21 protein-coding genes and 2 tRNA genes are annotated in these 25,574 nt (G+C 31.5%); 14 read left to right on the top strand and 9 right to left on the bottom strand.

Features of this window, described 5'->3' with window-relative positions:
- Positions 1 to 152 precede the first annotated feature (152 nt).
- The 3 genes from PW5551_RS07415 (at position 153) to PW5551_RS07405 (ending at position 5,886) form a co-directional block, all read left to right on the top strand.
- Entirely contained in the window at positions 153 to 1,355 is a 1,203-nt protein-coding gene (locus PW5551_RS07415) for a maltose ABC transporter substrate-binding protein (RefSeq protein WP_113075158.1), read from the top strand.
- A 164-nt stretch (positions 1,356 to 1,519) separates the two neighbouring features.
- Positions 1,520 to 3,274, top strand: a complete 1,755-nt coding sequence (locus PW5551_RS07410; protein ID WP_113075157.1) for an ABC transporter permease subunit — start codon at positions 1,520 to 1,522, stop codon at positions 3,272 to 3,274.
- Complete coding sequence (locus tag PW5551_RS07405; protein WP_113075156.1) at positions 3,274 to 5,886, top strand: ABC transporter permease subunit; 2,613 nt, start codon at positions 3,274 to 3,276, stop codon at positions 5,884 to 5,886. Before PW5551_RS07410 ends, PW5551_RS07405 begins: the two co-directional genes overlap by 1 nt.
- 43 nt (positions 5,887 to 5,929) lie before the next feature.
- On the opposite strand, the gene PW5551_RS07400 is transcribed toward PW5551_RS07405, so the two are convergent.
- From PW5551_RS07400 to PW5551_RS07390, 3 genes are all read right to left on the bottom strand, one after another.
- Complete coding sequence (locus PW5551_RS07400) at positions 5,930 to 7,591, bottom strand: nucleoside kinase (RefSeq protein WP_113075155.1); 1,662 nt, start codon at positions 7,589 to 7,591, stop codon at positions 5,930 to 5,932.
- 48 nt (positions 7,592 to 7,639) lie between these two features.
- A tRNA-Gly gene (locus PW5551_RS07395) sits at positions 7,640 to 7,714 on the bottom strand.
- 21 nt (positions 7,715 to 7,735) lie between these two features.
- Positions 7,736 to 7,812: transfer RNA gene (locus PW5551_RS07390), tRNA-Thr, on the bottom strand.
- Between the two features lie 117 nt (positions 7,813 to 7,929).
- On the opposite strand from PW5551_RS07390, the gene PW5551_RS07385 reads away from it, so the two are divergent.
- From PW5551_RS07385 to hpf, 6 genes are all read left to right on the top strand, one after another.
- Positions 7,930 to 9,312 (top strand): tryptophanase, encoded by a 1,383-nt coding sequence (locus tag PW5551_RS07385; RefSeq protein WP_113075154.1) that lies wholly within the window; start codon positions 7,930 to 7,932, stop codon positions 9,310 to 9,312.
- 132 nt (positions 9,313 to 9,444) lie between these two features.
- Complete coding sequence (locus PW5551_RS07380; protein WP_113075153.1) at positions 9,445 to 9,861, top strand: OsmC family protein; 417 nt, start codon at positions 9,445 to 9,447, stop codon at positions 9,859 to 9,861.
- Positions 9,862 to 9,934: 73 nt separating this feature from the next.
- Positions 9,935 to 10,744, top strand: a complete 810-nt coding sequence (locus tag PW5551_RS07375; RefSeq protein ID WP_113075152.1) for an Mrp/NBP35 family ATP-binding protein — start codon at positions 9,935 to 9,937, stop codon at positions 10,742 to 10,744.
- A 49-nt stretch (positions 10,745 to 10,793) separates the two neighbouring features.
- Positions 10,794 to 12,785 carry an alpha-amylase family glycosyl hydrolase gene (locus tag PW5551_RS07370; protein WP_233488472.1) on the top strand — a complete coding sequence of 664 codons (1,992 nt, stop codon included), beginning with the start codon at positions 10,794 to 10,796 and terminating at the stop codon, positions 12,783 to 12,785.
- A 15-nt stretch (positions 12,786 to 12,800) separates the two neighbouring features.
- Entirely contained in the window at positions 12,801 to 15,095 is a 2,295-nt protein-coding gene (priA, locus tag PW5551_RS07365; protein WP_113075151.1) for a primosomal protein N', read from the top strand.
- A gap of 64 nt (positions 15,096 to 15,159) precedes the next feature.
- Positions 15,160 to 15,753 (top strand): ribosome hibernation-promoting factor, HPF/YfiA family, encoded by a 594-nt coding sequence (gene hpf, locus PW5551_RS07360; protein ID WP_113075150.1) that lies wholly within the window; start codon positions 15,160 to 15,162, stop codon positions 15,751 to 15,753.
- Between the two features lie 193 nt (positions 15,754 to 15,946).
- Here hpf and PW5551_RS07355 read toward each other — a convergent pair whose 3' ends face one another.
- Positions 15,947 to 16,189: a glutaredoxin family protein gene (locus PW5551_RS07355; protein ID WP_113075149.1), complete on the bottom strand. Its 243-nt coding sequence runs from the start codon at positions 16,187 to 16,189 to the stop codon at positions 15,947 to 15,949.
- Positions 16,190 to 16,369: 180 nt separating this feature from the next.
- Here PW5551_RS07355 and PW5551_RS07350 point away from each other — a divergent pair, with 180 nt between their 5' ends.
- Positions 16,370 to 17,338, top strand: coding sequence for an alpha/beta fold hydrolase (locus PW5551_RS07350; protein ID WP_113075148.1), 969 nt, complete (start codon positions 16,370 to 16,372; stop codon positions 17,336 to 17,338).
- Here PW5551_RS07350 and PW5551_RS07345 read toward each other — a convergent pair.
- A complete protein-coding gene (locus PW5551_RS07345) occupies positions 17,321 to 17,866 on the bottom strand; it encodes a hypothetical protein (RefSeq protein ID WP_113075147.1) in 546 nt (181 codons plus the stop codon). The genes PW5551_RS07350 and PW5551_RS07345 overlap by 18 nt on opposite strands.
- Positions 17,867 to 17,892: 26 nt before the next feature.
- On the opposite strand from PW5551_RS07345, the gene PW5551_RS07340 reads away from it, so the two are divergent.
- Positions 17,893 to 18,306 (top strand): DUF123 domain-containing protein, encoded by a 414-nt coding sequence (locus tag PW5551_RS07340; RefSeq protein WP_113075146.1) that lies wholly within the window; start codon positions 17,893 to 17,895, stop codon positions 18,304 to 18,306.
- On the opposite strand, the gene PW5551_RS07335 is transcribed toward PW5551_RS07340, so the two are convergent.
- From PW5551_RS07335 to PW5551_RS07315, 4 genes are all read right to left on the bottom strand, one after another.
- Positions 18,281 to 19,519: a hypothetical protein gene (locus PW5551_RS07335; RefSeq protein ID WP_113075145.1), complete on the bottom strand. Its 1,239-nt coding sequence runs from the start codon at positions 19,517 to 19,519 to the stop codon at positions 18,281 to 18,283. The genes PW5551_RS07340 and PW5551_RS07335 overlap by 26 nt on opposite strands.
- 18 nt (positions 19,520 to 19,537) lie before the next feature.
- Complete coding sequence (locus PW5551_RS07330; protein WP_113075144.1) at positions 19,538 to 21,247, bottom strand: penicillin-binding transpeptidase domain-containing protein; 1,710 nt, start codon at positions 21,245 to 21,247, stop codon at positions 19,538 to 19,540.
- A gap of 451 nt (positions 21,248 to 21,698) precedes the next feature.
- Positions 21,699 to 22,379 carry a hypothetical protein gene (locus tag PW5551_RS07320; RefSeq protein ID WP_146738342.1) on the bottom strand — a complete coding sequence of 227 codons (681 nt, stop codon included), beginning with the start codon at positions 22,377 to 22,379 and terminating at the stop codon, positions 21,699 to 21,701.
- Positions 22,372 to 23,391 carry a rod shape-determining protein gene (locus PW5551_RS07315; protein ID WP_113075141.1) on the bottom strand — a complete coding sequence of 340 codons (1,020 nt, stop codon included), beginning with the start codon at positions 23,389 to 23,391 and terminating at the stop codon, positions 22,372 to 22,374. Before PW5551_RS07315 ends, PW5551_RS07320 begins: the two co-directional genes overlap by 8 nt.
- A gap of 271 nt (positions 23,392 to 23,662) precedes the next feature.
- Between PW5551_RS07315 and PW5551_RS07310 the strand changes: the two genes are divergently transcribed.
- From PW5551_RS07310 to speE, 3 genes are read left to right on the top strand one after another with little or no spacing between them, the layout of a single operon-like run.
- Positions 23,663 to 24,199 (top strand): helix-turn-helix domain-containing protein, encoded by a 537-nt coding sequence (locus PW5551_RS07310; RefSeq protein ID WP_113075140.1) that lies wholly within the window; start codon positions 23,663 to 23,665, stop codon positions 24,197 to 24,199.
- Between the two features lie 14 nt (positions 24,200 to 24,213).
- Positions 24,214 to 24,615: an adenosylmethionine decarboxylase gene (speD, locus tag PW5551_RS07305; RefSeq protein ID WP_113075139.1), complete on the top strand. Its 402-nt coding sequence runs from the start codon at positions 24,214 to 24,216 to the stop codon at positions 24,613 to 24,615.
- On the top strand, positions 24,612 to 25,481 hold the full coding sequence (speE, locus tag PW5551_RS07300; protein WP_113075138.1) for a polyamine aminopropyltransferase: 870 nt from the start codon (positions 24,612 to 24,614) through the stop codon (positions 25,479 to 25,481). The genes speD and speE overlap by 4 nt, the downstream gene beginning before the upstream one ends.
- Positions 25,482 to 25,574: the final 93 nt, after the last annotated feature.

The following is a 25,574-nucleotide window of genomic DNA, read 5'->3' as shown; positions in this document are numbered from 1 at the left end:
TTAGCTTGTAATCCCAAATAATTCCGCCTAATCGCCCATAATCCTTAATAAATACCTATAATTAGAATATGAAAACTGTTTCTTTTTTGATATAATATTTTATAGGTAAAACGTTTCCATTATAAAACAAAAAAATGAGGAGGGGTAATAAGATGAAAAAAGTTTTGATTTTGACATTAGTGATGCTGGTTGGTATAGTTTCTTTATTTTCACAGAGTATAACCATTTGGTCATCTGAACTGCAGGTAGATTTTATAAGAACTATAGGCCAGGAGTTTACTAGGGATACAGGAATAAATGTTGAAGTGCAAATGGTTCCTTTTGGAGATATTAAATCAAAGTTCCTTACAGCTGCCCAAGCTGGAGAAGGACCAGATATAATAATTGGTGCTCACGATTGGGTTGGAGAATTAGCACTGAATGGACTTTTAGAACCAATTCCAAGATCTGCACTTCAAGCAGATAAATTTGGGGATTCTGGATTACAAGCTTTTACATATGAAGGAAGATTATATGGTTTGCCTTATGCTATAGAAGCTGTCGCTCTTTTCTATAACAGAGATTATATAAGCGATGAAGAAGTCCCGACAAACATTCAAGACATTAAAGTTTTGGCAAAAGAATTCACAACCGATGAAACTGTTGGATTTGCTGTTACACCTTCTGATTTTTACCATACTTATGGTTTCTTCACTGGTTATGGAGGATACGTATTTAATTATGATGAAAGAACTGGATACGATATTTCTGATATTGGATTGAACAATGAAGGTGCAATAAAAGCAGGGTATCTATTAAAAAGCTTTTTTGACGAAGGTATAATGCCACAAGGTATGAACTATAGTATAATGGATTCGATGTTCATGGATGGATTAGCAGCTATGATAATTAATGGTCCTTGGGCTGCGAAAAATTATCTAGACGCAGGGATAGATTTTGGTGTTATACCTTTAACAAGTATTGAAGTTGAACCTGGTAAAACTATGAAGCCATTTGTAGGAGTACAAGGATTAATGATCAATTCTAGATCTCAAAATAAGGCATTTGCTATGGAATTCGTAATCAATTACTTAGCAACTCCAGAAGGAATATATGAATTTTACTTAGCTGATCCAAGATTGCCTGCTAGAATTGATGTATCTCAGATTATTGAAGAGCAAGGCGGGCCAATCCCCGCAGATATAGTTGCAGCTTTTACTGAAAGTGCAGCTGGTGGAGAACCTATGCCAAATATTCCAGCTATGCAGTCAGTATGGCAACCGATGAATGACGCTCTAAACAACATAATAAGCGGAACGCAAACACCTGAAGAAGCATTGAATGATGCTGTATTAAAGATAAAAGCAGCCTTATAAATTTAATTAATATTTTAAAGAAAATGTCTCGCCCAAAAATCAGTTTAAGGAAGAGGGGAGGTTAAAACCTCTCCTTTCTTTAATTAAATTAAAATTTTGAATATTGAGGTATAATTTAAATAAATGCTTAAAGGACGATCGATCATAATTTAGGAGGGTAGATAATGAAAAGTTTTCGAACATTTCTAATGTGGCTATTCATTGCGGTAATGGACGCCCTTTTAATATGGGCTATATTTCTTTTATTCATACTAGCCAACTATGGTTTAGGAATAACGATAACTGTTTTTTTAGTAATAACTAACTGGGCGATATTTTCCAAGAAGGGATACCCTTACAGATATACCTTACCAGCGTTGTTCTTTTTATTTATTTTGACTATATATCCTATCTATTACACCATAGAAACATCTTTTACGAATTATGGGACGGGGCATTTATTCACTAGAACGAATGCAATAGACACTCTTCTAATTGATCCTACATATTACTTTGAACCTGAAAACCCTAAAACATATGACTTTAAAGTATTTGTGAAGTACAATGAACAGTACCAGCCAACAGAAGACTTTCTATTACTTCTATATGATCAAGAAAACATGTATCTCTCAGAAAAACCCACAACTTTAGAATATGACTCAAGAGGTAATCTAATATATGCTGAATCTGAATTATATCTGATAACTAATGAAGAAATAAGTATTAATAACAACACATATAGAATCATAAGACCTACAGAAAGTTTAGGAACTAATGGGAGTTCATCCATAATAGCAATAGAAAAAAATGGAGAAGAAAGATATCAGTATTTCTATTCCCCAATAGACCCTCTAACATCAACTAATTCTGCATATTACAACTCTGTATTAAGGCAGAATTATCTTAAATCTTTAAATTTAAAATTAGATGATCAAAACTTTAGACTATCAAGTTCAACTATTTTCAGAAAATTTTCTGAGTCATACAGAGTATACGACACCGCTGTAAAAGTGATAGTTGATGGTGAAAGGGAAATATACAAAACCGTTGTAGTAAACACTTTAACAAACAAAGAATTAATTGAAAGGGATTCAGCATTTTGGGATTACAACGAAAATGGGCAACTAACAAGACTTATAGGTTACAAAGATTATGTTGGTGGTGAAAACTTTGCGAAGATAATAAATGATCCAAGAATATCAGGGCCATTTTTTAAAATACTTGGATGGAACTTTGTGTATGCAGGACTAAGTGTCTTATTAACCTTTATATTAGGATTAATATTTGCTTTAGTTTTAAATGATCCAAACTTAAAAGGAAAGGTTATATACAGGACTTTGCTTATAATTCCGTGGGCGATTCCTGCATTTATTTCAGTATTAGTATGGAGGAATGGTTTTTTCAATGAAACATATGGAATAATAAACAGATTCATATTAGGAAATCTTGGGATAAATCCTGTGAGATGGTTAAACGATCCATTCTGGGCAAAAGTAGCGATACTAATAACAAATACGTGGCTTGGTTTTCCTTACATGATGACAATAACTTTAGGAGCCTTGCAAAGTATCCCAGGAGAGTTGTATGAAGCTGCTGTAATAGATGGGGCTACACGTTGGAAACAATTTAGGCAAATAACTTTCCCATTACTAATGGTGGCAGTAGTGCCATTACTTGTAATGAGTTTTGCATTCAACTTCAACAATTTTACTTTAATATACCTATTAACAGGTGGAGGACCGGCGATGCCAGGAACGAATACACCTGCTGGTTCTACGGACATATTGATATCGTATGTTTACAAATTAGCCTTTGAAGGCTCACAAGGGCAAGACTTTGGGTTTGCCTCTGCTATATCAATGATTATATTTGGAATAATAGCAGTATTTAGTTATTTTAACTTCAGATTTTCAGGTTCTTTTGAAGAGGTGAGCAGATAATGGCCATGATCGAAAAGAAAAATTATATATTAAGGCACATAGTACTAATAATATGTATAGTAATAATACTATTCCCTTTGGTATGGTTAATCTCAACATCTATAAGAAGGGACAATGCTGCATTTTCACCAAAATTATTTTCAAACAGGTTAACAGCTGAAAACTACAAAGACTTAATACTACAGACTCCAAATGTACCAGAATTAATAAATGAACTCAACTCAATAACCTCTTATATAGGTAAATATAGTGATCTAACTATAGAAGAAGCACAGAAAAAAACAAACAGTTATGTAAATAATTTAGAAAAATATTTTTTGCAAACGCAAAAAGAATTTGAAGAGTTAGAACAAGCTTACGAAGAAATCTTTGTTTTGTACGAAACACAATACAAAGAACAATTCTACAAAGATATCAATGAAATAAGGCTCGAAGACTCTGAATTATTGCAAGAACAACTAAACAACATTTTAGAGTTATCTCAGGAAATGGGGATAACAGTAAACTTCACCAATTTACAAACAATGATGCAAGAGTATTTTACCTTGAGAAAAGAAATCATAAATAATCTTGAAAAAAGTAATTTGAACAAACAAAGCGAATATTACATAGAAACTATGAACACTATACTTCAAATACCGTTAAATACAAACGTATGGAGAGTTAGAACGTATAGGAGATGGATAAATGAAGAACCGGAAATCGAGCAATATGGGGAAAGTATTTTACAATTAGGGGAAAGCTGGAAAGCTACAGAAGAAGAGATACAACTTATGCAGCAGGATATCCAAAATCAAATAAGTGAAATATATTCAGGAACATACAACCAAATAAACGAAACACAGAACGAATTAACAAATATAGAAAATCAAATATCTCAATTAAATCTACATCAATCAACACTAGAAAGACAAAATAAGATAATTTATAATAATTTAATGAATCTGGGAGATATATTAAAAGTTGAACATGAAAGAGTTAAATCTTCATATGAAATTTTAAAAAATCAAAATTTAACTCAAGTAGAGGGCAAATTACCTTTATTTGGAGAAGACAAGTTATTCTATGATAATGTACAAAAGTTTTCACAGGTAATGAATATAGCATACGAAAATCTAAATGCTATTGACAGTTTTTTGCAAAATGGTCTTGTTGATACAGTTGGGCTCTATGCAGAAGTATACCAATTCTTAAATGCGAACTTTGATAAGATATACGCTATTAAAGATAAAAACGCTATTTTGCCAAGTTACCAGGCAGTAAAAAGTTCTACATTAAAAATGTCAGCCTCTATAGACGAATTGGTGCCGTTAACTCAACAATACAGCAGTAACACAATTCAATTAGCTCAATTTAGTGAACAATTAAGTCAATTAAGAGAAAGTAGACAAAAACTAGAAAATGAATTAAATATATTAATAAGTGAAAATGAAGAAACGCTCAGTAATATAGAAAAGATAATAAATTTGCCTTTCTTGATAGTTTATGTTGAAAACACAAAACAAGAAATAACTAATAACTATGAATCCGTAAATTATGCGTCTTTTATGAGTTCAAAATACTATCCGGGTTTTATCCCTGACAGAAACAGATACATAATAATGCGATGGTACAACAACTTATTGGAATCGCGAAATCTTTTTGAAGAAGGAAGACAGAAGTTAACAGAAATACAAATACAGATGGAAGAAAATTTGCAAATATTTAAGGTAAATTTAGATAGCTATCTCTCATTGAATCATGGAGGGAATGTTACACGAATAACCCCGCTATCAGAAATGCAAAGTTTATATAACACTCAATATGGCAAAGCTTCTGCTGATATAGCTAGAGCTTCAAGATTGGCAAGTGATTTATCAAATCACACAGAGTACAGGGAATTAAAAAGTAAACTGAGAGCGATAGATAAAAACTTATACAATTTACAACAAAGTTGGTCAGCTAAGATAAGGAAACCATTTACGAGGTGGTTACTAAATTCAATAATAGTAGCAGGAATAACAGCTATATTGACAGTAATGATGACTTCATTAGGAGCATATCCTTTCTCAAGGATGAGATTTGCTGGAAGGAAACAAGGATTATTCTTTTTAATGATCATCCAAATGTTCCCGGCAATAATGTTCATGATAGCAATATATGGAATCTTAAAATTCATGGGAGACTACTTTGGGATATTAGGTTTAGATTCTCTAGATGGATTAATATTTGCATATATGGGAAACGTAGCATACAACATGTGGTTATTCAAAGGTTATTATGATACGATTCCAGACTCGTTAGAAGAATCAGCTATGATAGATGGAGCAACAAGGTTTCAAACTTTTTGGAGGATAGTATTGCCACTATCTTTACCAATAATAGCCGTAGTTATGATATTGACTTTTATGAATATATTCAATGAATTTGTAATAGCAAGAATTATACTTCAAAGTGAGTCTAATTATACATACGCAGTTGGCTTACAATCATTTTCATCAGGACCGTACGAAACAGAATGGGGGTTATTTACCGCCGCATCCTTGCTGGGAGCGATACCGATGATTGTATTGTTCCTTTCGCTGCAAAGATGGATAATAGGGGGTTTAACTCAAGGTTCTGTAAAAGGTTAAAAAAACTTTGGCAAAAACAAAAAACGCCCTCTATGGGCGTTTTTTACGTTTTAAAGGCACTTTTACCTATAAATTCTCTTATAATGGATGTTCTTGGGATTTCTTCGATTTCTGTAATAGGTAGAAAATAATCTAAGAATCTCAGTAATCTTTTTGCTTCTGTGTAATGAGGATGACTTTTGTCTATTGAAAGTAAGAGTGGCTCGGCGAATAATTTCAATATCGCTAATTCATAGACTAGATGAGAATTGAACATAATGTCAGCCTCATCTTGAAACGGGAAAATATATTTGTGTTCGCCCTTGACAACTGAAGGCCATATATTTAAAGTATCTGAAGCAGAGTATCCTCTGAAATTATAGTCTCTTACCATACGCCTTATAAGCCTTGTATCAGTTGTTGGAATTCTATCCATTCTATCTAAGTTCATCTGAGTTAACGAACTAGCGTATATTTTATACTTTTTTTCCCTTGGAATAGAAGCGGTAAGGATTTCATTTAAACCGTGAATGCCTTCTATTATTATAGGTTGGTTCTCTTTAATTTGTAAAGGTTCATCATGCCATAACCTTTTCCCAGATTTGAAATCAAACTTCGGGAGTTTTACTTCTTTTCCCTTTATCAGCTCGTTCATTGTTTGGTTGAAAAGATCTAAATCAAGGGCTTTTATCGATTCAAAATCATAGTTTCCCTTTTCATCTCTTGGAGTTTTATCTCTTTCTAAGAAAAAATCATCCAAAGATATAGGCACAGGTTTTAATCCGTGGACTTTTAGATGCAAGGCTATTCTTTTTGCACTTGTTGTTTTACCGGATGAAGAAGGGCCAGCAATCGTTATTAACCTTATTTCTTTTCTTCTAACAATTTCATCTGTGATAATAGAATACTTCTTCTCATGAAGAACTTCCGCTATTCTTATTAATTCTCTAACTTTTTCAGTTCCTTGTGAAATTAAAGAGTTTAATTCTCCTACGGTATTAATTTCCATTATGTCAAGCCAATTTTTATACTCTTCAAAAGCAACAAATAGTTTTTTTGAATAATTGAATTCAGGGATTTTATCAGGGGATTTAGGCGTTGGATGAATAATAACAAAGCCATTTTCAACTTTTTTCAATTTGAATTTACTTAAGTACCCCGTCGAATAAGGAAGATATCCATAAAAATAATTAAAATATTCACCTGCAAAATAAACGTTTACCGAACTCTTTTTCCTATATTTGAAAAGGAGTGCTTTATCTATTTCTCCTATTTTGGAAAACATATCAATTGCCTCAAATTTATCAATAGTTTTTTTTTGAAAAACTATATCTTTCTCAACTATTTCATGCATTTTATTTTCTATTAAATTTAGATAATCTTGAGTGGGCACTCCTGAAGAAAATTCACAATACATGGCATCATTCAAGGTGTTGTTCACAAAAAACTTGTCATTTTTATTAATTTGCTTCAAGGCCATGTATAAGATGAAAAAAAGCCCTCTCCTATATATACGAATACCATCAGGAGTTGTAATGTCGCAAAATTCAATTTCTCCACTTTTAGGGATATTCTCAAAAAGTTCTTTTATATCGTTGTTGAATTTAACGTACAAAACAGATTTTCTGCTAATTTTCTCATATTCTTTAGCAATATCTATAAATTTTGTACCTTTTTCTACTTGGTAAGTCTTTTCGGTGTTGATATCTCTTAAGATAAAGGACATTTTTAAATCTCCCCTTTAGAAAATAAAACCCGGGCTTATCCCGGGATTTGGAGCGGATAATGGGATTCGAACCCACGACCCCTTGCTTGGCAAGCAAGTGCTCTACCGCTGAGCTATATCCGCATTTTTGGTTTTTTATAAACATGGAGCAGGTGATGGGGCTCGAACCCATGACCTCCGCCTTACCAAGGCGGCGCTCTACCGACTGAAGCTACACCTGCAATTCACAAGATAATTATACTATATTTAATTATTTTCGTCAAGTAAAGAGGGGTTAAATGTGTTAAAATAAATTAGAATGAAAGAATAAAAATCTTTTTTTAAAGGGAGATAGCCATATGGGAAAAAAGTCAAATCCTGAACCATTTAAAATCAAAATGGTAGAACCTATAAGAAAGATCTCAAGAAAAGAAAGAGAGAAAGCATTAGAAAGAAGTGGTTATAATCTGTTTGCTTTACGATCAGAAGAGGTGTACATAGATCTCTTAACAGACAGCGGTACTGGTGCAATGAGTGATTATCAATGGTCTGGTTTAATGCTTGGTGATGAAGCATATGCAGGAAGTAAGAGCTTTCAAAATTTGTGGGATACATCTAAAGAAATTTTTGGTTACGATTACTTTGTCCCAACTCATCAGGGAAGAGGTGCAGAGCAGGTATTATTCCCATTGTTAATAAAACCAGGTCAGTATGTTTTAAGTAATATGCATTTTGACACAACTAAGGCTCATGTAGAATTAGCTAAAGGTAAAGCTGAAGATTTAGTTATAGAGGAAGCATTCGATATAGATAATTACCATCCATTTAAAGGAAACTTTGATGTGAAAAAATTAAAATCTTTTATACAGGAAAAGGGTAGAGAGAATATAGCCTTTATAATAATAACCGTCACATGCAACAGTTCTGGCGGGCAGCCTGTTTCTATGGAAAATATAAAAAAGGTTAGTGAAATAGCTAGGAATTATAATCTTCCTGTCTTCATTGATGCCGCTCGGTATGCTGAAAACGCATATTTTATTAAAAAAAGAGAAAAAGGCTATGAGGACAAGTCCATTAAAGAAATTGTATATGAGATGTTCAGTTATGCTGATGGATTTACAATGAGTGCAAAGAAAGATGCGATAGTTAATATTGGGGGATTAATTGGAATTAAAGATGACGAAGAACTTTTCAACAAAGTGAAAGCTGCACTAGTTCCTTTGGAAGGATTTCCTACTTATGGAGGTTTAGCTGGCAGAGATATGGAAGCTATTGCAAGGGGATTAAAAGAAGGAATTGAGCTGGATTATTTGGATTATAGGATATCTCAAGTAGAATATTTAGGTGAAAAATTAAGAGAAGTTTCTATACCTATTCAATACCCTACAGGGGGACACGCTGTTTTTGTTGATGCGAAAAGGATGCTTTCCCATATACCTTATTATCAGTTTCCTGCTCAAGTTTTGGCAAACGCCTTGTATTTAGAATCTGGGGTGCGAAGTGTGGAGATTGGTTCATTAATGATGGGGAGAGATCCAGAAACAGGGGAACAGATTGAATCACCTTTTGAATTTTTAAGGTTAGCTATTCCACGAAGGGTTTATACAAACAATCATCTGGATTATGTGGCAGAAGGGCTGATAGCCGTAAAAAAAATTGCGAAGAGCTTAAAAGGTTTAGAATTCGTATATGAACCAAAAATTTTAAGACATTTTATGGCAAAAATGAAACCTATTGATTAATCCGAATTTTTAAATAAGCTAATAATCAAAAAAAGAATAAACGTTATTAACATACACACAAATAGGTATTTTTTTTTCATGATATAATTAAAGTATGAAGTAAAATAAATAATCTTATAGGGAGGAAAATGTATGACAGAATTTTTACTACAAAACACTCATGGTAGTCATTTTTATATGAAAACACCTTCAGGGCATGATATTCATGTTGATGCAAGTCCAGAGAATCTTGGTTATGACTCCGCACCAAGACCAATGGAATACTTAATAGCTGGTTTGGGAGGTTGTACCGGTATAGATGCCGTTACAATTCTTAATAAAATGAGAGTCAATTATGATAGTTTTAATTTGAGGTTGCAAACAGAAAGAAGCGAAGAACATCCTAAGAAGTATACCAAAATTCATGTTATTTATGAATTTAAAGGTAAGGACTTACCTATGGATAAGTTAGAAAGAGCGGCTCAACTCTCCCAAGAAAAATATTGTGGTGCAACCGCTACTTTTAGAGGATCTGTTGATATAACTTATGAGGTGAAAGTCGTAGAATAAGATTTTTCATAAGATGATTGGTGAATATAAAAAAAGCAAACTTTATATATGGTTACATAGCAGGAGGAATAAGATGGCAAATATTCAAGAAAGAAAAGAAAAAATTTCTAAACGTCTTGAAGATATTGATAACATTATCTTAGTTATGAGTGGTAAGGGTGGAGTTGGAAAAACTACAGTTGCAGTTAATTTGGCGGTATCTTTAGCCTTAGAAGGAAAAAAGGTCGGCCTTATGGATGTCGATTTACACGGACCAGATGTAGTTAGGATGCTTGGCGGAAGGGAGTCCCAAATATCCGCTGTTGGCGGAGAGATAATCCCACCTGAAATTAATGGTGTAAAAGTAATTTCAATATCACAATTTCTAAATGGAGAAAATGAAGCTGTTATATGGAGAGGTCCTCTTAAAACAGGCGCAATAATGCAATTTATTTCTGATGTAGCTTGGGAAAATCTTGATTACTTAATTATCGATGCACCTCCAGGAACGGGGGATGAACCTCTTACAGTTATCCAAAACATTTCAAAGTTAAAAGGGGCTTTAATAGTTACTTCACCATCGACGGTGTCTCAAGATGATGTAGAAAGGGCTATTAATTTTGTTAAGAAAATGGATAAAGAAATCATAGGAATCGTTGAAAATATGTCTTATTTTATATGCCAAAATTGCAAAACAAAGCATTATATCTTTGGAAAAGATGGGGGAAAAGTTTTAGCTGAAAAATACAATCTAGAGTTACTTTCCCAAATACCTTTGGATTCTACTATAAGAGAAAACATGGATAATGGGAAACCTGTAGCATATTTCGGCTCTTCTGAGATAACTGGCGCATATTCAATTTTAGCTAAAAAAATTATTGAGAAAGTAGAAACAAAAAAATAATACATTCTAAAAGCGCCTAAGTCATATATATATATTGGAGGTTGGAAAATTGAGAAAAGTATTTATATTTTTAGTGATACTGATGCTTTTTTCTATGACTTTTGCTGTAAGGACCACTTTTTTGTATTCAAAAGAAGCAACGTCAGTTTATTTAATAGCAAGTTTTAACGATTTTGAACCTCTTGTCATGGAAAAAAGTTTTACAGGCCTTTGGCGATATAATGTTGATTTAGATCCTGGGGAATATTTATATAAATTTATAGTTGATGGAGAAAGAATAATAGATTTTTCTAACAATGATATAGCCGTTCATAACAATGAAATATTTAATATTAGAGTTGTTAGTGAATCTTTGATAGTTCCAAAAGTTGGAGACGGACAAGTAAGAAACATTTATTTTCAAAATCAACGAAGGTATATAAATCCAGTTCAAAAAGGAGAAATATATTTATCTATTGAGTTTGATAAAAATGATGTTATAGATGTGGATTTACAAGCCAATGCTTCTTATATTCAAAAAAACGTTATTGAATATGATAAAACAATTTTATATAGGTTCCATGTTTTATCAGAAGCAGATATATTAAAGTACAGGTTTTTAATTAACGATGGAAAAGAAATTGTATATGGCTACAATGGAACAGAAGAATTTTTTGAATTTGATTTTAATAATCCTATCATTGCTTACTTTGATATTCCCGAATGGTCTAAAGGAAGAATATTTTACCAAATCTTTCCTGATAGATTTCGAAATGGTGATGATACTAATGATCCAAAAAATACATACTCTTGGGATGGGCCTCATAATAGAAATTCTCTTTCATTCGGATTTTATGGTGGTGATTTACAAGGGGTCATAGATTCAATTGATCATTTTGAATATTTAGGTGTTGAAGGGATATATTTTAATCCTATTTTTGAGGCTAATACTCCTCATAAATACGATACAAATGACTATCTAAAAATAGATGATTCATTTGGTGATGAAGAAATCTTTTCTGATATGCTAGAAACTTTGCACGAAACTGACATAAAAGTAATTTTGGACGGGGTTTTTAATCATACAGGAACAGAGTTTTTTGCAATGAAAGAAAATTTTGAAAGACAAGAAAAATCAGATTATTTGGATTGGTATTACATAAAATCATTCCCTATTAGAAAGTCTGCTGAGAGTTATGAGAGTTGGCATGGATATGCAGATTTACCTCAACTGAATAATGATAATCCAAAAGTAAGAGCTTATATTAACCAAGTTATTGGTAAGTGGATGAGTTATGGTATAGATGGCTGGAGATTAGATGCCGTTGATCAACTTCCTGAGAGTTACTGGTCATCTCTTTATCAAAATTTCAAAAATATCGATAACGAGAGTTTAATAGTAGGAGAATTTTGGAGAGACTCTACTACATATTTTGAAGACCCTAGTTTTGATTCTGTTATGAATTACGTTTTCAGGGATGCCGTTATTGCCTATGCAAGAGGAGGCAGTTCCCGTAATTTCGTGAATACTACTAATGCTTACATTGAAAAGTATCCACCTCAAGTTTTACATGGATTGTGGAACTTATTGGGTTCTCATGATACTGAAAGAATATTAACTGCATTGGGTGAAGATGTTGACAGAATGAAATTAGCTGTTGTACTTCAAATGACCTTTATAGGTTCTCCATTAATTTATTATGGAGATGAAATTGGTATGGCAGGGGCTACAGATCCATTTTGTAGAGTTCCTTTTTACTGGGATGAAAGTAAATGGAATATGGAAATCTTCGAACTATATGCATATTTATCGGAATTAAGAAAAGATAGTCTTGCCATAAGGAAAGGGGATTACAAAGTTTTATACGATGAAGGAAGTGTTTTAATATATGAAAGAACATATCAATCAGAGAAAGTTGTTGTTGCAATTAATTCTAGAAATTCAGATATTGATATAGATTATCAACTTGAAGATATATTTGTAGATATTTTTACAGGTAAAACTCTTAATAAGATAGAAGAAATTAAAGGTAAATCTTTTTATGTATTACGTAAAAAGTAAAAATGGAGGATTTTCATGTTTTACTATGAAGTTATACCTATTGGACAATTAGTTTTCAATGGTTTTACTTACAAAAACGAAAAAAAATTAGAAATAGGCCAAAGAGTGATAATAAATTTACGAGGGAATTTTATTATTGGATTGGTATACGAAGAATCAGGATACCGAGATGTAAATAAAATAAAAGAAATAGAATTTGTTTTAGATAACCATAGTTATTTAAACAAAAACCATATAGAACTTCTAGAAAAAGTGAGTAAAAAGTTTATGGCTCCAATAGGTGAAGTTGCAAAGTTGTTTTTTCCGCCTGCATCTTCAGATGTATTTAAATTAAGAATAATCCCAAAAAATAGCGTTGTTCCTTTTCAAAAGCCTATTTTCTACAAGCAATTTTTGAAAATGTTTAAAAATAATACTCAAGCAAATAAGCAGTTAAGAGAATATTTAGATTCACATTTAGTTGAAATTGAACCATATAAAAAAGAGATAAAAGATAAAATTGATAATGTTGTTAAATTAAATAAAGATTTAAAAGAGATTTGGAATTATAATATCTCGAAGGCTGCAAGAGAAGTTGTAAATTTTCTTTCTATTAATGGAGAAACTTTTGAAAGCGAGTTATATGAGAAAGAAATTTTAAAAAAAGGATCATCAGTTTTGAATACTTTGAAGAAAAAGGGTATAATAGAATTATCTAAAAATACTGAAAACAGTAAGTCTAAAATAAGAATTTCATTAACTGAAGAACAAAAAAAAGCTGCCAAATTGATTCAAGAATATCCTGATAAACCCCACTTGTTGTACGGAGTTACGGGGAGTGGAAAGACAGAGGTTTTTTTTGAAGTTGCAAAACCCATTTTAGAAGAAGGCGGTAAAATTCTATTGTTAGTTCCTGAAATATCTTTGACTTCAGAACTAATGAATAGATTAAAAAAAAGTTTTTCAGGGTACAGAGCTGCATTTTATCATTCTTCAATAAGTAGCTCTCAAAGAGCTCAAACATGGTATAAAGCTGTGAATGGAGATCTAGACGTAGTAATAGGAACAAGAAGCGCTATTTTTATGCCAATAAAGAATTTGAAGATGATCATCATAGATGAGGAGCACGATCAGTCATATTATCAAGTTGAAAATGTTATTTACGATGCAATAGAAGTAGCATTGTATCGTAAACAATTAGAAGCTACTCAATTAATACTTTCATCGGCAACTCCAAGAATTGTTGATCTTTATAAAGCAAAAGCCGGATCAATTTACCTTGATACTATTAAAGAAAGATATTATACAGAAATGCCCGAAATTAATTTAGTCGATATGAAAAAAGAAGAAAAGTTCAATTGGATTTTCAGTAAGAAAGTAATTCAAAGCATAGGTGAAAGTCTAAAGAAAAATAAAAAGGTTATCGTTTTCACACCAACAAGAGGATACGCTAATTACGTTGTTTGTAGCGATTGTGGATATATTTTTAAGTGTGAAAATTGTGATGTTTCCATGACTTTTCACAAAAAAGATAGAAGTTTAATTTGTCATTATTGTGGAAAAGAAAGTGAATTACCTAATTTTTGTCCGAAATGCGGAGGTTTTAAATTACAAAGTAGAGGTTACGGTACTGAAAGGGTAATTAACGAGTTAAGCAAATTGTTTCCGTCTCAACCTCTTGTTAGAGTGGATAGAACAGTTATAAAAACTTTCCAGGATTTGAACAAAACTTTCAATTTTATGAAAGAACCAGGCAAGAAGATAATCGTAGGTACAAAAATGATTACTAAAGGCTTAGACATTCAGGATCTTGATCTCGTTGTAATACTTGATGCTGATAGATATATCAATTTTCCTGATTATAACGCTAAGGAAAATACTGCATCACTACTTATGCAGGTTGCTGGAAGATCAGGTAGAAAAGAAAAAGGAAGGGTTATAATTCAAACATTTGAACCTGATAATGAAATTTATAAATCTCTAGTAGTACATGATTATAATTTGATAGCAAGTAATGATTTGGAGCAGAGAGAAATATTTGGTTATCCACCATTTTTAAATTTATATCTAATTATGGTTAATAATAGATCTCAAAATAATGCGAAAATGAAATCAGAAGAGATTATTTCAGAGTTTAAGGAACAGGCAAAGGATAAAAATTTTGAAATTTTAGGGCCAACTACACCTGTTATTTTTAAATTAAGAGGTAATTATAGATATCAAATTATTATTAAGAGTAAGCAAGATGAAAATGAGTTTCTTCTATCTAAACTAAAAAAATATTATAAAGATATAAGAATTTATATCAATCCCCCCACAACGTTAGTCTAGTAGCATAATTTACCAAGAAAGTTAACTAAATATTCGACATCAAACTTTTCTGGAGGTGATTTAAATGGAGTATAAAGTTTTTACAAAAACCGTAGATCTTACAGAAGCATTGGAAAATTATATTGAAAAAAGAATGAGTAAACCGGATCATTTACTTAAAAAACACAATGAAATTGTATCACCAGCGGATGTGAGAATAACTAAGGAAAGAGGTATGTTCAAAGTTGAAATAACAACTCATGTAAAAGCTTTAAACAAAATCATAAAGGTAGAAGAAAGAAGCAACGATTTGTATGAGGCTATTGATAAGGTAACAGACACTTTTGAAAGAAAAATTAGAAAATTAAAAAATCGATTACAAGAACAAAGTAAAAACGATAAAAAAGCACGTATGGAAATAGAGAAAAATATTCATAACCCTGCTATAGAACATTTAGATACTAATGAAGAAGAGGAGATAGAAGAAAAACCCGATATTCCTCAAGTTGTAAGAACAAAAAACTTTGATCTTACTATTATGAATGTAGAAGAAGCAGTTTTGCAGATGCAATTATTAGGACACTCATTTTTTGTATTTAGAAATTCGGAAAATGATTCCATATCTGTATTGTATGAAAGAAAAGATGGAAATTTAGGAATGCTTGAATTCAACGAATAATATAAGCACCAAATTAACTATTGGGATGCCCGATTAAGCCCTTTGACACCTAAAGGTGCGTAATGGGAATTTGGTGGAGGAAATTTAGGTATTCCAAAGATAATAGATGATATTCTAATAAAGATAAATTAATAAAATTAAAAGAGACGTTCTTTTAAGAACGTCTCTTTTAAAAGTTTTTATCATTCTGTCTTTAGTTTACGCCTATTAATTTATCGATTCGGTTCTTATCAAAACCCACTATATAGTGACTTCCGATTTGAATAACAGGAACTCCCATTTGATGAGTTCTTCTTACTAATTCTTCAGCAGCCTTTTGATCTTTGGATACATCAATTTCTTTAAATTGAATTCCTAATTCTTTAAAATATGATTTTGCTTTTCTACACCACGGACAGCTGGGAGTTGTATAAATTTTAACTTTCAAATGTTGCATCTATTCTCCTCACCTCCTATACCCTATATAGGTATTCTAATTCTTATATTAGCAGGATTTTATAATATTTTGTTTAAAAAAAAGTTAATATAATTATGTTACTATTTATATTAGATAAATGATTAAATGAAAGAGAGGTGAGAAGATACGGGTTACATATTTGATTATGAAAAAACCCCAATAAATTACGAAGTTAGAGACGAAGAAGATTACTTAGTTTATACTTTCAATACGGTTTATATAGATCCAATCTACGAAGAAAATGAAACCCAAATAGTACATGTTTTTCAGCCTCAAGGAAAGGTTAAAGGAGATATCGTATTTTTACATGGAATAGGTCCTAACAATATCCCTTATCTTGAATGGTATGGAAGGTTTTTTAAGAAATTTGGTTATAGAACCAGCGTTGTTATATTGCCTTATCATTTAGAGAGAAAACCAAAAGATGTTGAAGATGGTGATCCATATTATTCTCCAGAACCTAAAGAATGTGTCGTCCTTTTTCACAATGCTGTTAAGGACGTTAGAAGAAGCATTGATTTGTTAGAAACGTTTGATGATTTTTCCGAGGATAATCTTTATTTGATGGGGGTATCTTTTGGAGGGATAATTGGTACAATGAGTTTAGCACTTGATCAAAGAATCAAAAAGGGTATTTTGATGATAACTGGAGGAAATTGGAGATGGATTAACTTTTATTCCCCATATACTCAAAAGGTAAGAGAGAGGTATGCTAAAGAAAAAAATTCTTTTGGATGCGATTCTGAGGAGTTTTGTAAAAAATTTCGCAGTGATGCTGCAACTTTTGTAAAAGATAATATTAATTCTATTGAAGATATATTTTCAAAGACACCTATTACTTGTTATCATTATGATTCATTAAGTTATGCTAAATTTGTTAAACAACCTGTATTTTTTGTTAAAGGAAGTTTTGATAAGATAATGCCACACAAGGCGACAAGAGATCTGGAAAAATTGATCTCAAATAAGATAGTAAGAAGAATACCAGCAGGTCATAAATCGAGTTATTTTCTAAAAAGATTTGTAGGAAAGTGGGTAATTAATTTTCTTGAAAAAGAAGAGATTGAGCAACAAGTAAAAGACAAAGAATATAGGAAAGAAGCTTTTGAATCAAGCGGAAAAGTCTAAGTTCAATCCTAAAAAGAATTCAGAAGCCAAAGAAGAACTGTTATTTTTTGCCAATTCAAGGTTTTGTAATTTTATCAGTAATTCCTCTAATTTTTTAGGGTCATTTTCGGTTAATAATTCTTTTTTTATATTTTGAATCTCTTTTTCAATATTTTCTTTGACTTTTTCTTTTTCATCTTTTTCAGTTTTTTCAGTGGGATTTGAAAATTCATTTAAAATTAAAGAGGATGGTTCTTCGCTAAGGTCTTCAGCTTCTTTTTTATATAGAATTACAGCTTTTGATTTGCCGCCAACCGCAGCTAAGAATCCACCTCTTTTTTGAAGGTTTAGATCGATATCGGTATGAATTACGATACCGCCTTTTTTCATTGCCTCAGATTTAAATTGATTAATGTTTCCTACTTCATGAGCTGCTACCCTTAATATACTTAAAGAAGCAGGAGCACTGTTGGCTAACCCCGGTTCTCCAGGGTCTAATTTGTATCCTAAATAAGGGTTATAATCCTGAGGATTCACTGAGTTAATCATAAAAACCACCTCATTAGGAGATTAAAATGAATACTGGGAGTTATATTTTATTAATAAAAGTTAAGGATGATTTTGAGATTGATATCAGACATAGAAAAGTTTTAATCAAAGAAGGTTTGTATGCATATATTGGTTCAGCTATGAAAAATCTTCATCAAAGAGTTGGCAGACATTTAACCTTCAAAGAAAAACAAAATAAACAGCACTGGCATATAGATAAAATATTAGAAAAAGAGGAAAGCCAGATAATTTTTGTTTCCATGGTTCCTTCACTTAATCGTCTTGAAGAACGAATATCAAAAAAATTTTCTTTGAGTTTTGATTATATAGAAAATTTTGGATCGACAGATTTAAGAGTAAAATCTAATTTTTACATTATTGACGATATAGACGCATTTTTTCAAATAATAAAAACTATTGTTGTGAAAGCACAGTTTTGACTGTCAATCTAATACTTACTTCATCTATTATATCAAAAACTATATCTATTTTACCCTTTTCCGACTTATTTTTTAAGTTTCTGTAATTACCGTCTATTTTTATATTTTCTATTTCTATATTCGGAACGGTCGATATTAGATTAACAATTTTTGTTTCATCGCTAAAATTTTTAACTGTTATATTGAAATCAACGATTCTACTTTTAGCAGATTTAACTTCAATGTCAGATAATTTTTCTATCTTGTACTGTATATCCCAACTTTGGCCTAAATTTATTTGCAGGGTATCACCTATAGGAGTGTCGTTGATATAAGCTAATTTTATAGGAAAACTTTCTTTGTCAAATTCTTCGTGTATCCATACTTCTCCCGAAGGAAGCTCTATTCCCATTCCGTTGTATTTATCGTTTTCAACATACCTAATTATATTGGTTTTTAAAAAGTTCTTTGTGTTGGAATTGAGAGAAAAATTTATGACGTTTCTGTCTTCATAAGATAATATATCGTTTTGAGAGATTCTGAAATTAAATAAATTGGAATTAAGATCTATTTTCCCAAAATTCATAGTATAAGTCTGACTTAGTATTGCTTCTTCTGCTACAATTTGAAAGCTACTTGTATCCTCCATTCTTGTGCTGCTAAGAACTTTTGTACTTTCAATATAATTTCTAAAAGATAAATTTAGATACTCGTTAACTAAATATAAGTTTGTCAAACCAACGGGAGTAGCTTTAATTTCAACGTTTTTGATGAAAGTTCCATCTTTTCTCATTTCGTACACTATTTTCCAGGATCCTTCAGACATTAAAGCAATAACTGCGTTCTTTGGATTTTCTAATTGCACTTTGGTGGTGGGGGCGATTTTATCCAAGTTTTGTTCGTTTGTAACACACCATTCGCCTATTTGAGAGTTATAAAATATAACTTCATTGGTATTTAAAACTTTGTAAATATTTTCTCCAATTTCTTGTATATACTTTTGATTATAGTCTTCTAGCGAAATAATTCTAAAGGGGAAGGTTTTATATACCTTATCTAATTTCCAAGAATCAGCGTTACTAACCCATAAAACTTGAAACCTTTCTGGAATGGTAAAAGAATTTTCATTCGTGGTTACATAATGTAATTGAGTATCTTTAAAGATAAATGTATAATTCTGTGACCAAGCAAAAAAACTAATTAACAAGAAAACAAATAAAGTTGCTTTTTTCATAGCGATCATCTCCAAAATTTAATTTAGATACTTGCTAGCTAGATCATCAAGTATCTTTCTTGCTATCGGAGCAGCAGCAGTTGAGCCTTGCCCGCCGTTTTCAATCAAAACAACAATAGAATATTGAGGATCATCAGCTGGTAAAAACCCTGCAAACCAAGAATGTGATAATTTTCCACCAGATACTTCTGCAGTTCCAGTTTTTCCTGCTACAACATAAGGGAAATCATAAAAAGAATTGTAAGCAGTTCCAGCATCCTCTACTTGGCTTCCTCTAAAAGTTGTTACTTCTATCATTCCCTGATATATGTACTCCAAATATTCTTCATTCATCGGGTATGAATCTTGTAATATACTTTCTCTTTTTTTGACTGTCTCGCCGAAAATGTTTTCTTCTTTTAAAAACAAATCAAACTGATAATAATCTCCTTTTGTTGCAAAGATATTATATATTCTTAATACCTGAAGCGGAGTAAGAGTAACATAACCTTGTCCTATATAGGTTAATAAAGTTTCTCCTGGATACCAAATAGTGTTGAAATTTGCCCTTTTCCATTCTGGATCAGGGAAAATCCCACTTTTTTCGTTTGGAACAATTATTCCTGTTTTTTTATCAATTTCAAACTTATCTGCAATTACTTTAAGGTGTTCTATACCTAACTCCTCCCCTAACCAATAGTAGTAAGAGTTAACTGAAGCCCTTAAAGATTTTACGAGATTAGTTTCACCATGCCCAGCGTTTTTCCAATCTGAATAAGAACCTATAATAGTTCCTTGAGAATTTCTTAAATAATATTTTCCTGTAGATAATATTGTGGCTTCTGGAGATATACCTGCTTCAAGAGCACCGTAAGCTACAAAAGGTTTTAATATAGAACCTGGGGGATACAAGGATGAAGTTACTCTATTCAATAAAGGTTTATTACTGTTGTTTAAAATATTTTGAAACTCTAAATTAGTCATACCTTGAGAAAAGGCATTAGGATCAGGCGAAGGGGCACTAACAAAGACTAATATTTCTCCGTTATTAGGATTAGATAGGATAACTGTTCCTTTATATTCTTTTTCATTTAAATACTCGTATGCTTTGATTTGTAAATCCAAATCTATGGTTAAAAATATGTTGTTACCATTTATTGGTGGAACATTTTGTAAAGAGGGATTCAGAGATTTATTGAATGCTGTATTGATCATACTAAATCCTGGAGAACCTCTTAATTGTTTATCAAAAACCAATTCTAGCCCAGATCTCGCAGTTCCTTCGTTATCGACGTATCCTAATAAATGGTACAAAGACTCATGAGCGTATTTTCTCACGTATCTTTCTTCAACTATAAGATTCTTATCTAAATTAGCTATTTTTTGTGCAGCAATTGAGTTAATTTCTAGATTTACTCTTTTTTGAAAATTCAATCTATCTATAACTGTATAAGGGTTATCTACGAAATCTTTCAATATATAATATAATTCATCTTCTATTTCTTGATCTAAAGTGCTTCCAAGGTTAGTAATTCTATAAATTCGTTGATTCCAAGCTAATAACTTACCATTTCTATCATAAATATTACCCCTTTTGGGTGAAATTCGAATTATTCTTGTTGCTAAATTTTGAACTTCTGAAGTATATTTGTGGTGATCTAATATTTGCAAATGAAAAGATCGAGAAAAAAGAACTACCATCCCTAGAAAAAATAAGGCAAAAAGTAATTTAACTCTCTTTTCTTTCATAAAAGACCACCCTCATATTAATGAAATATAAGGCTGTTACTAATATTAGATCTACAATGAAAGAAGAATAAGAGGACGTTATAAAACTTAGGTAAAAACTAATTACTCCCGCAAATATTATTGCTTTAATTAATGAGAATTTCATATGATTTAAAATAAAATGAATAAGTAAGAATAAAATGAAGAAGATTATGCCTAAAAAATTTAAACTAAATCTTGCAACGAAATAAAAAATAGTATACAACAGGACATAAAAGAAAATTCTATTTTCATTTTTCTCAATATTATAGATATAAAGTAAAACTATGGGGAAAACAAAAAATAAGGTTTCTCCAAGCCATATATCAAAAGATGCTGTTGCAAGCGATAAAAGAAAATATACAAAATATAAAAAATACATTATACAACTCACCTTTGAGGGATTTCTTAGATATATTCTAAACTTATATTCTTAAAAAGGGAAAAAATATACTAAGAAATTTTCATTTTTCATTGTATTAAAAAGATAAAAATCCCCAAATTTTGATACTATTTCTCCAGTTATAAGGGCGTTATTATCTTCTAAAGCTTTTATATAAAATGGAAAATCTATTTCTAAAAAACTATCAGTTAAATGAAAATCTTCTGGTAATTCGACCAACAGGTTTCCGTTATATTCCTTAACTAAAACATCTACATTTCCGGTTTTTCCAAAAAACTCTTGATTCCCCCAACCTAATTTTTTAACAATAATTTTATTTGAATAAGAATTTTCTACAAATCCTAAAAGAGTACCATCTTCTGAAACTACTAACCAATCTTTTTTTATATCATTGTCATTAGAAAGTACAGTGAAATTGCGATTAGTTTCAGTAAGAATTATTCCATAGGGTACTTTAAGATTTATATTATCGATATTTTTACTCTCAACAATAAAAATAGGCTTTTTATCTAAGTTATCCAATATATTATTCAAAGATTCTTCGTTGAAATTTCTCGATTCTATTTTAGCATGCAATTGGGAAAACGCTATATCAAAAGGATACGTTAGAGTAATCAAGAAATTTTCTAAGCCTTGAAAAAGATTGGTAAAAACTGAGAAAAAAATTAAAATTACTAAGTATAATATTGCTGATTCTTTCATTTTATCCATGGTTAGAAATGGTTTTTAACAGATTTATTTTATCAATAACCATTCCAGCTCCTCTAGCTACACAAGTTATAGGATCATCTGCAACTACAACCCTTATGAGAGTTTCTTTTTCAAGAAGATCTTTTATTCCTTTAATCATTGCACCTCCGCCTGCTAGAAAGATGCCCCTATTGACAATATCATACAACAGTTCGGGAGGAGTTTCTTCGATTGCTGATTTTATATTTTCAACAATTCTATTGATAGGAGTTTTAATGGCATTTCTAATTTCAGAACCACTAATGATTAAAGATCTAGGAAGTCCTGTTAAAACATCCAAGCCTATTACTTCCATAGATAATTCATTGTATTCAGGGCTATCAAAGGCATTTCCAATTTCTATTTTTATTTTTTCAGCTGTTTTTTCTCCTATAATCATGTTATACCTAGATTTCATATAGTTGACAATCTCTTGATCAATCATATCTCCCGCAACTCTGATAGATTTAGAAACAACTATATTGCCTAATGAAATTACTGCAATTTCAGTAGTCCCTCCTCCTATATCAACGATCATATTACCAGATGGTTCTTCAACATCTAAACCGGCGCCTATTGCGGTAGCCATAGCTTCTTCTATTAAAAACGCTCTATTAGCTCCTGCATCTAAAGCTGCTTCTTTTAAAGCGTTTCTTTCAACCTGGGAGGCATCTGTTGGAATTCCTACAACAACTACAGGTTTTAAGAAGCTTACACCACCGATAGAAGAATTGATGAAATACTTTAACATTGTCATTGCTACATTATAATCTGCTATAACGCCTTCTTTTAAGGGTCTAATCGCTACAATGTTTGAAGGAGTTTTTCCGATCATTTTTTTTGCTTCTTTTCCAACCTTCAATAATTCAGAGGTATCTTTATTAATAGCAATGACAGAGGGTTCATTTAAAATTATTCCTTTGTTCTTCATATATACTAGAGTGTTTGCTGTACCCAAATCGATTCCGAGATACGATCTTAGATAGGATTTCATAAGAAACTTTCCTCCTTAAGCGTCTTCCTAATTCGAATTTTTTAAATAAAAATTTTAGAGGGTAAATGCTTTACTTTAATGCATTGTTTTTTCAAAGTATTTTGTTAAATCATACCTTGACTACCAACTATTAGTATAACACATCACGTTAATTTTTGATGTTTAAGAAACATAAATTTAAATAATTGTAATTGACAAATATAAAATAAAAATTTATAATATTAAACGTCTTGTTTAATTAAGTGTTCATTTAAAACTTCGGAGGAGCTTTATGAGGATTGGAGAAAAGATAAAGAGTTTAAGAATCATGAGAAACATGACTCAAGAAGAGTTAGCAACGCGTTCTGATTTAACAAGAGGTTTTATTTCACAAGTTGAAAGGGATCTGACCTCTCCAACACTTGAAAATTTAGAAATGATTTTAAGGGCTTTGGGAACTGATTTGAAAGATTTTTTCTCGAATTTAGGTAATAAAGAAAAAGTAATTTTCACCAAAGAAGATAGAATCCCTATTTACGACACACCAAAAGGGGTAAAAGAAGAGCTTTTATTAACTATCACTACCCCTAAGAATTTAGAGCCATCTTTAGTTGTTTTAGAACCGAATAGCATAACTAGCGTGGAAAAACCTCATGAAGGCATGGAGTTTGGGTATGTTATAGAAGGAGAAATTGAATTAAACCTCAATAAAGAAATTTATTTGGTTAGAAAGGAAGAGTGTTTTTACTATTTGGCTAATAAAAGACATTTCATTAAAAACCCAAGTAGCAAAAGTAGATCCAAAATACTCTGGTTAGAAATATATTAAAGGAGGATTGAGAAATGGCAAGATCCCTAGGAAGGCATCTAATAGCAGAATTGTATGAATGTGATGAAGAAATTTTGAATGACGTTCAAATGATAGAGTATCATATGAAAAAAGCTGCAATAGAATGTGGAGCAACAATAGTTACATCTACATTTCATAGATTTTTGCCACATGGCGTTAGTGGGGCTATAATAATTTCCGAATCACATTTAGCTATTCACACTTGGCCTGAATATAATTATGCATCTTTGGATATATATACTTGCGGGGATTCAGTAGATCCATGGATGGCATTTGATTATTTGAAAGAAGTTTTTAGATCCAAAAGGCAAGAGACAGAAGAATATAAAAGAGGTTTATATGAATCAATAGGAGTTCCAGAAAACTCTAAACATAAAGTTGAGGTGAAAGGATGAGTTCAAATAAACATTCTTTCCCTCACCACCTTTTTCATGAGTTCGATAAATCTCATATGACAGGGGTATACACAGCGGTAGATAAACTTATATACACAGAAAAAACCCCGTATCAAATAATTGATATATACGAAACCCCTGCTTATGGAAGATTATTTGCCTTGGATGGATTTATTATGACACGTGATTACGATGAGTTTGTTTATCATGAAATGATTTCTCACGTTCCTTTGTTTTTGCATGAACGCCCAAAGAAAGTATTAGTCATTGGAGGTGGAGATGGGGGCACAGTTAGAGAAGTTTTAAAGCATGATTCAATAGAAAAGGTCGTTTTGTGTGAGTTGGATGAAAAAGTAGTTGAAGCCTCTTTAAAGTATTTACCAAATATATCTTATGAACTGAATAATTCTAAAGTAGATATTGTATATGAAGATGGAAGTAAGTTTGTTTCAAAATTCAAAAATGAGTTTGATGTAATAATAATAGATTCAACTGATCCAACTGAAGGTGAAGGGGGATTACTCTTTACTGAAGACTTTTATAAGAATTGTTTTGATGCTTTGACTGGAAATGGTGTTTTTTCTGCTCAAACAGAAGAACCTTTCTTAAAAAAAGAATGGATGTTAAGGGCTTATAAGCGTATTAGTAACGTTTTTAACTTAGCACGGTTGTATATGGGGTATGTTCCTCAATACTTGCCAGGAGTTTGGACGTGGACATTTGCTTCTAAAAATATTGATCCCATCAAAGATTTTGATTCTGAAAAGGTTAGAGATTTTGATAGAGAACTTAAATATTACAACGAAGAGATTCACGTTGCTTCTTTTTCTCTTCCAAACTTTGTAAAAAAGATGATAGAAAAATAATCCAAAGCCCAAAAATTGGCTTTAATTCCCCTCTTGAGAGGGGTGTTTGTTTTTATTCCCCTTTTTGAAGGGGTGGCTGTGACGCTTTTTGTC

The sequence above is a fragment of the Petrotoga sp. 9PW.55.5.1 genome (assembly GCF_003265365.1).
Lineage (GTDB): Bacteria > Thermotogota > Thermotogae > Petrotogales > Petrotogaceae > Petrotoga.
Note: the sequence above shows the minus strand (reverse complement) of the source record. Positions and strands in the feature narration are given on the sequence as shown.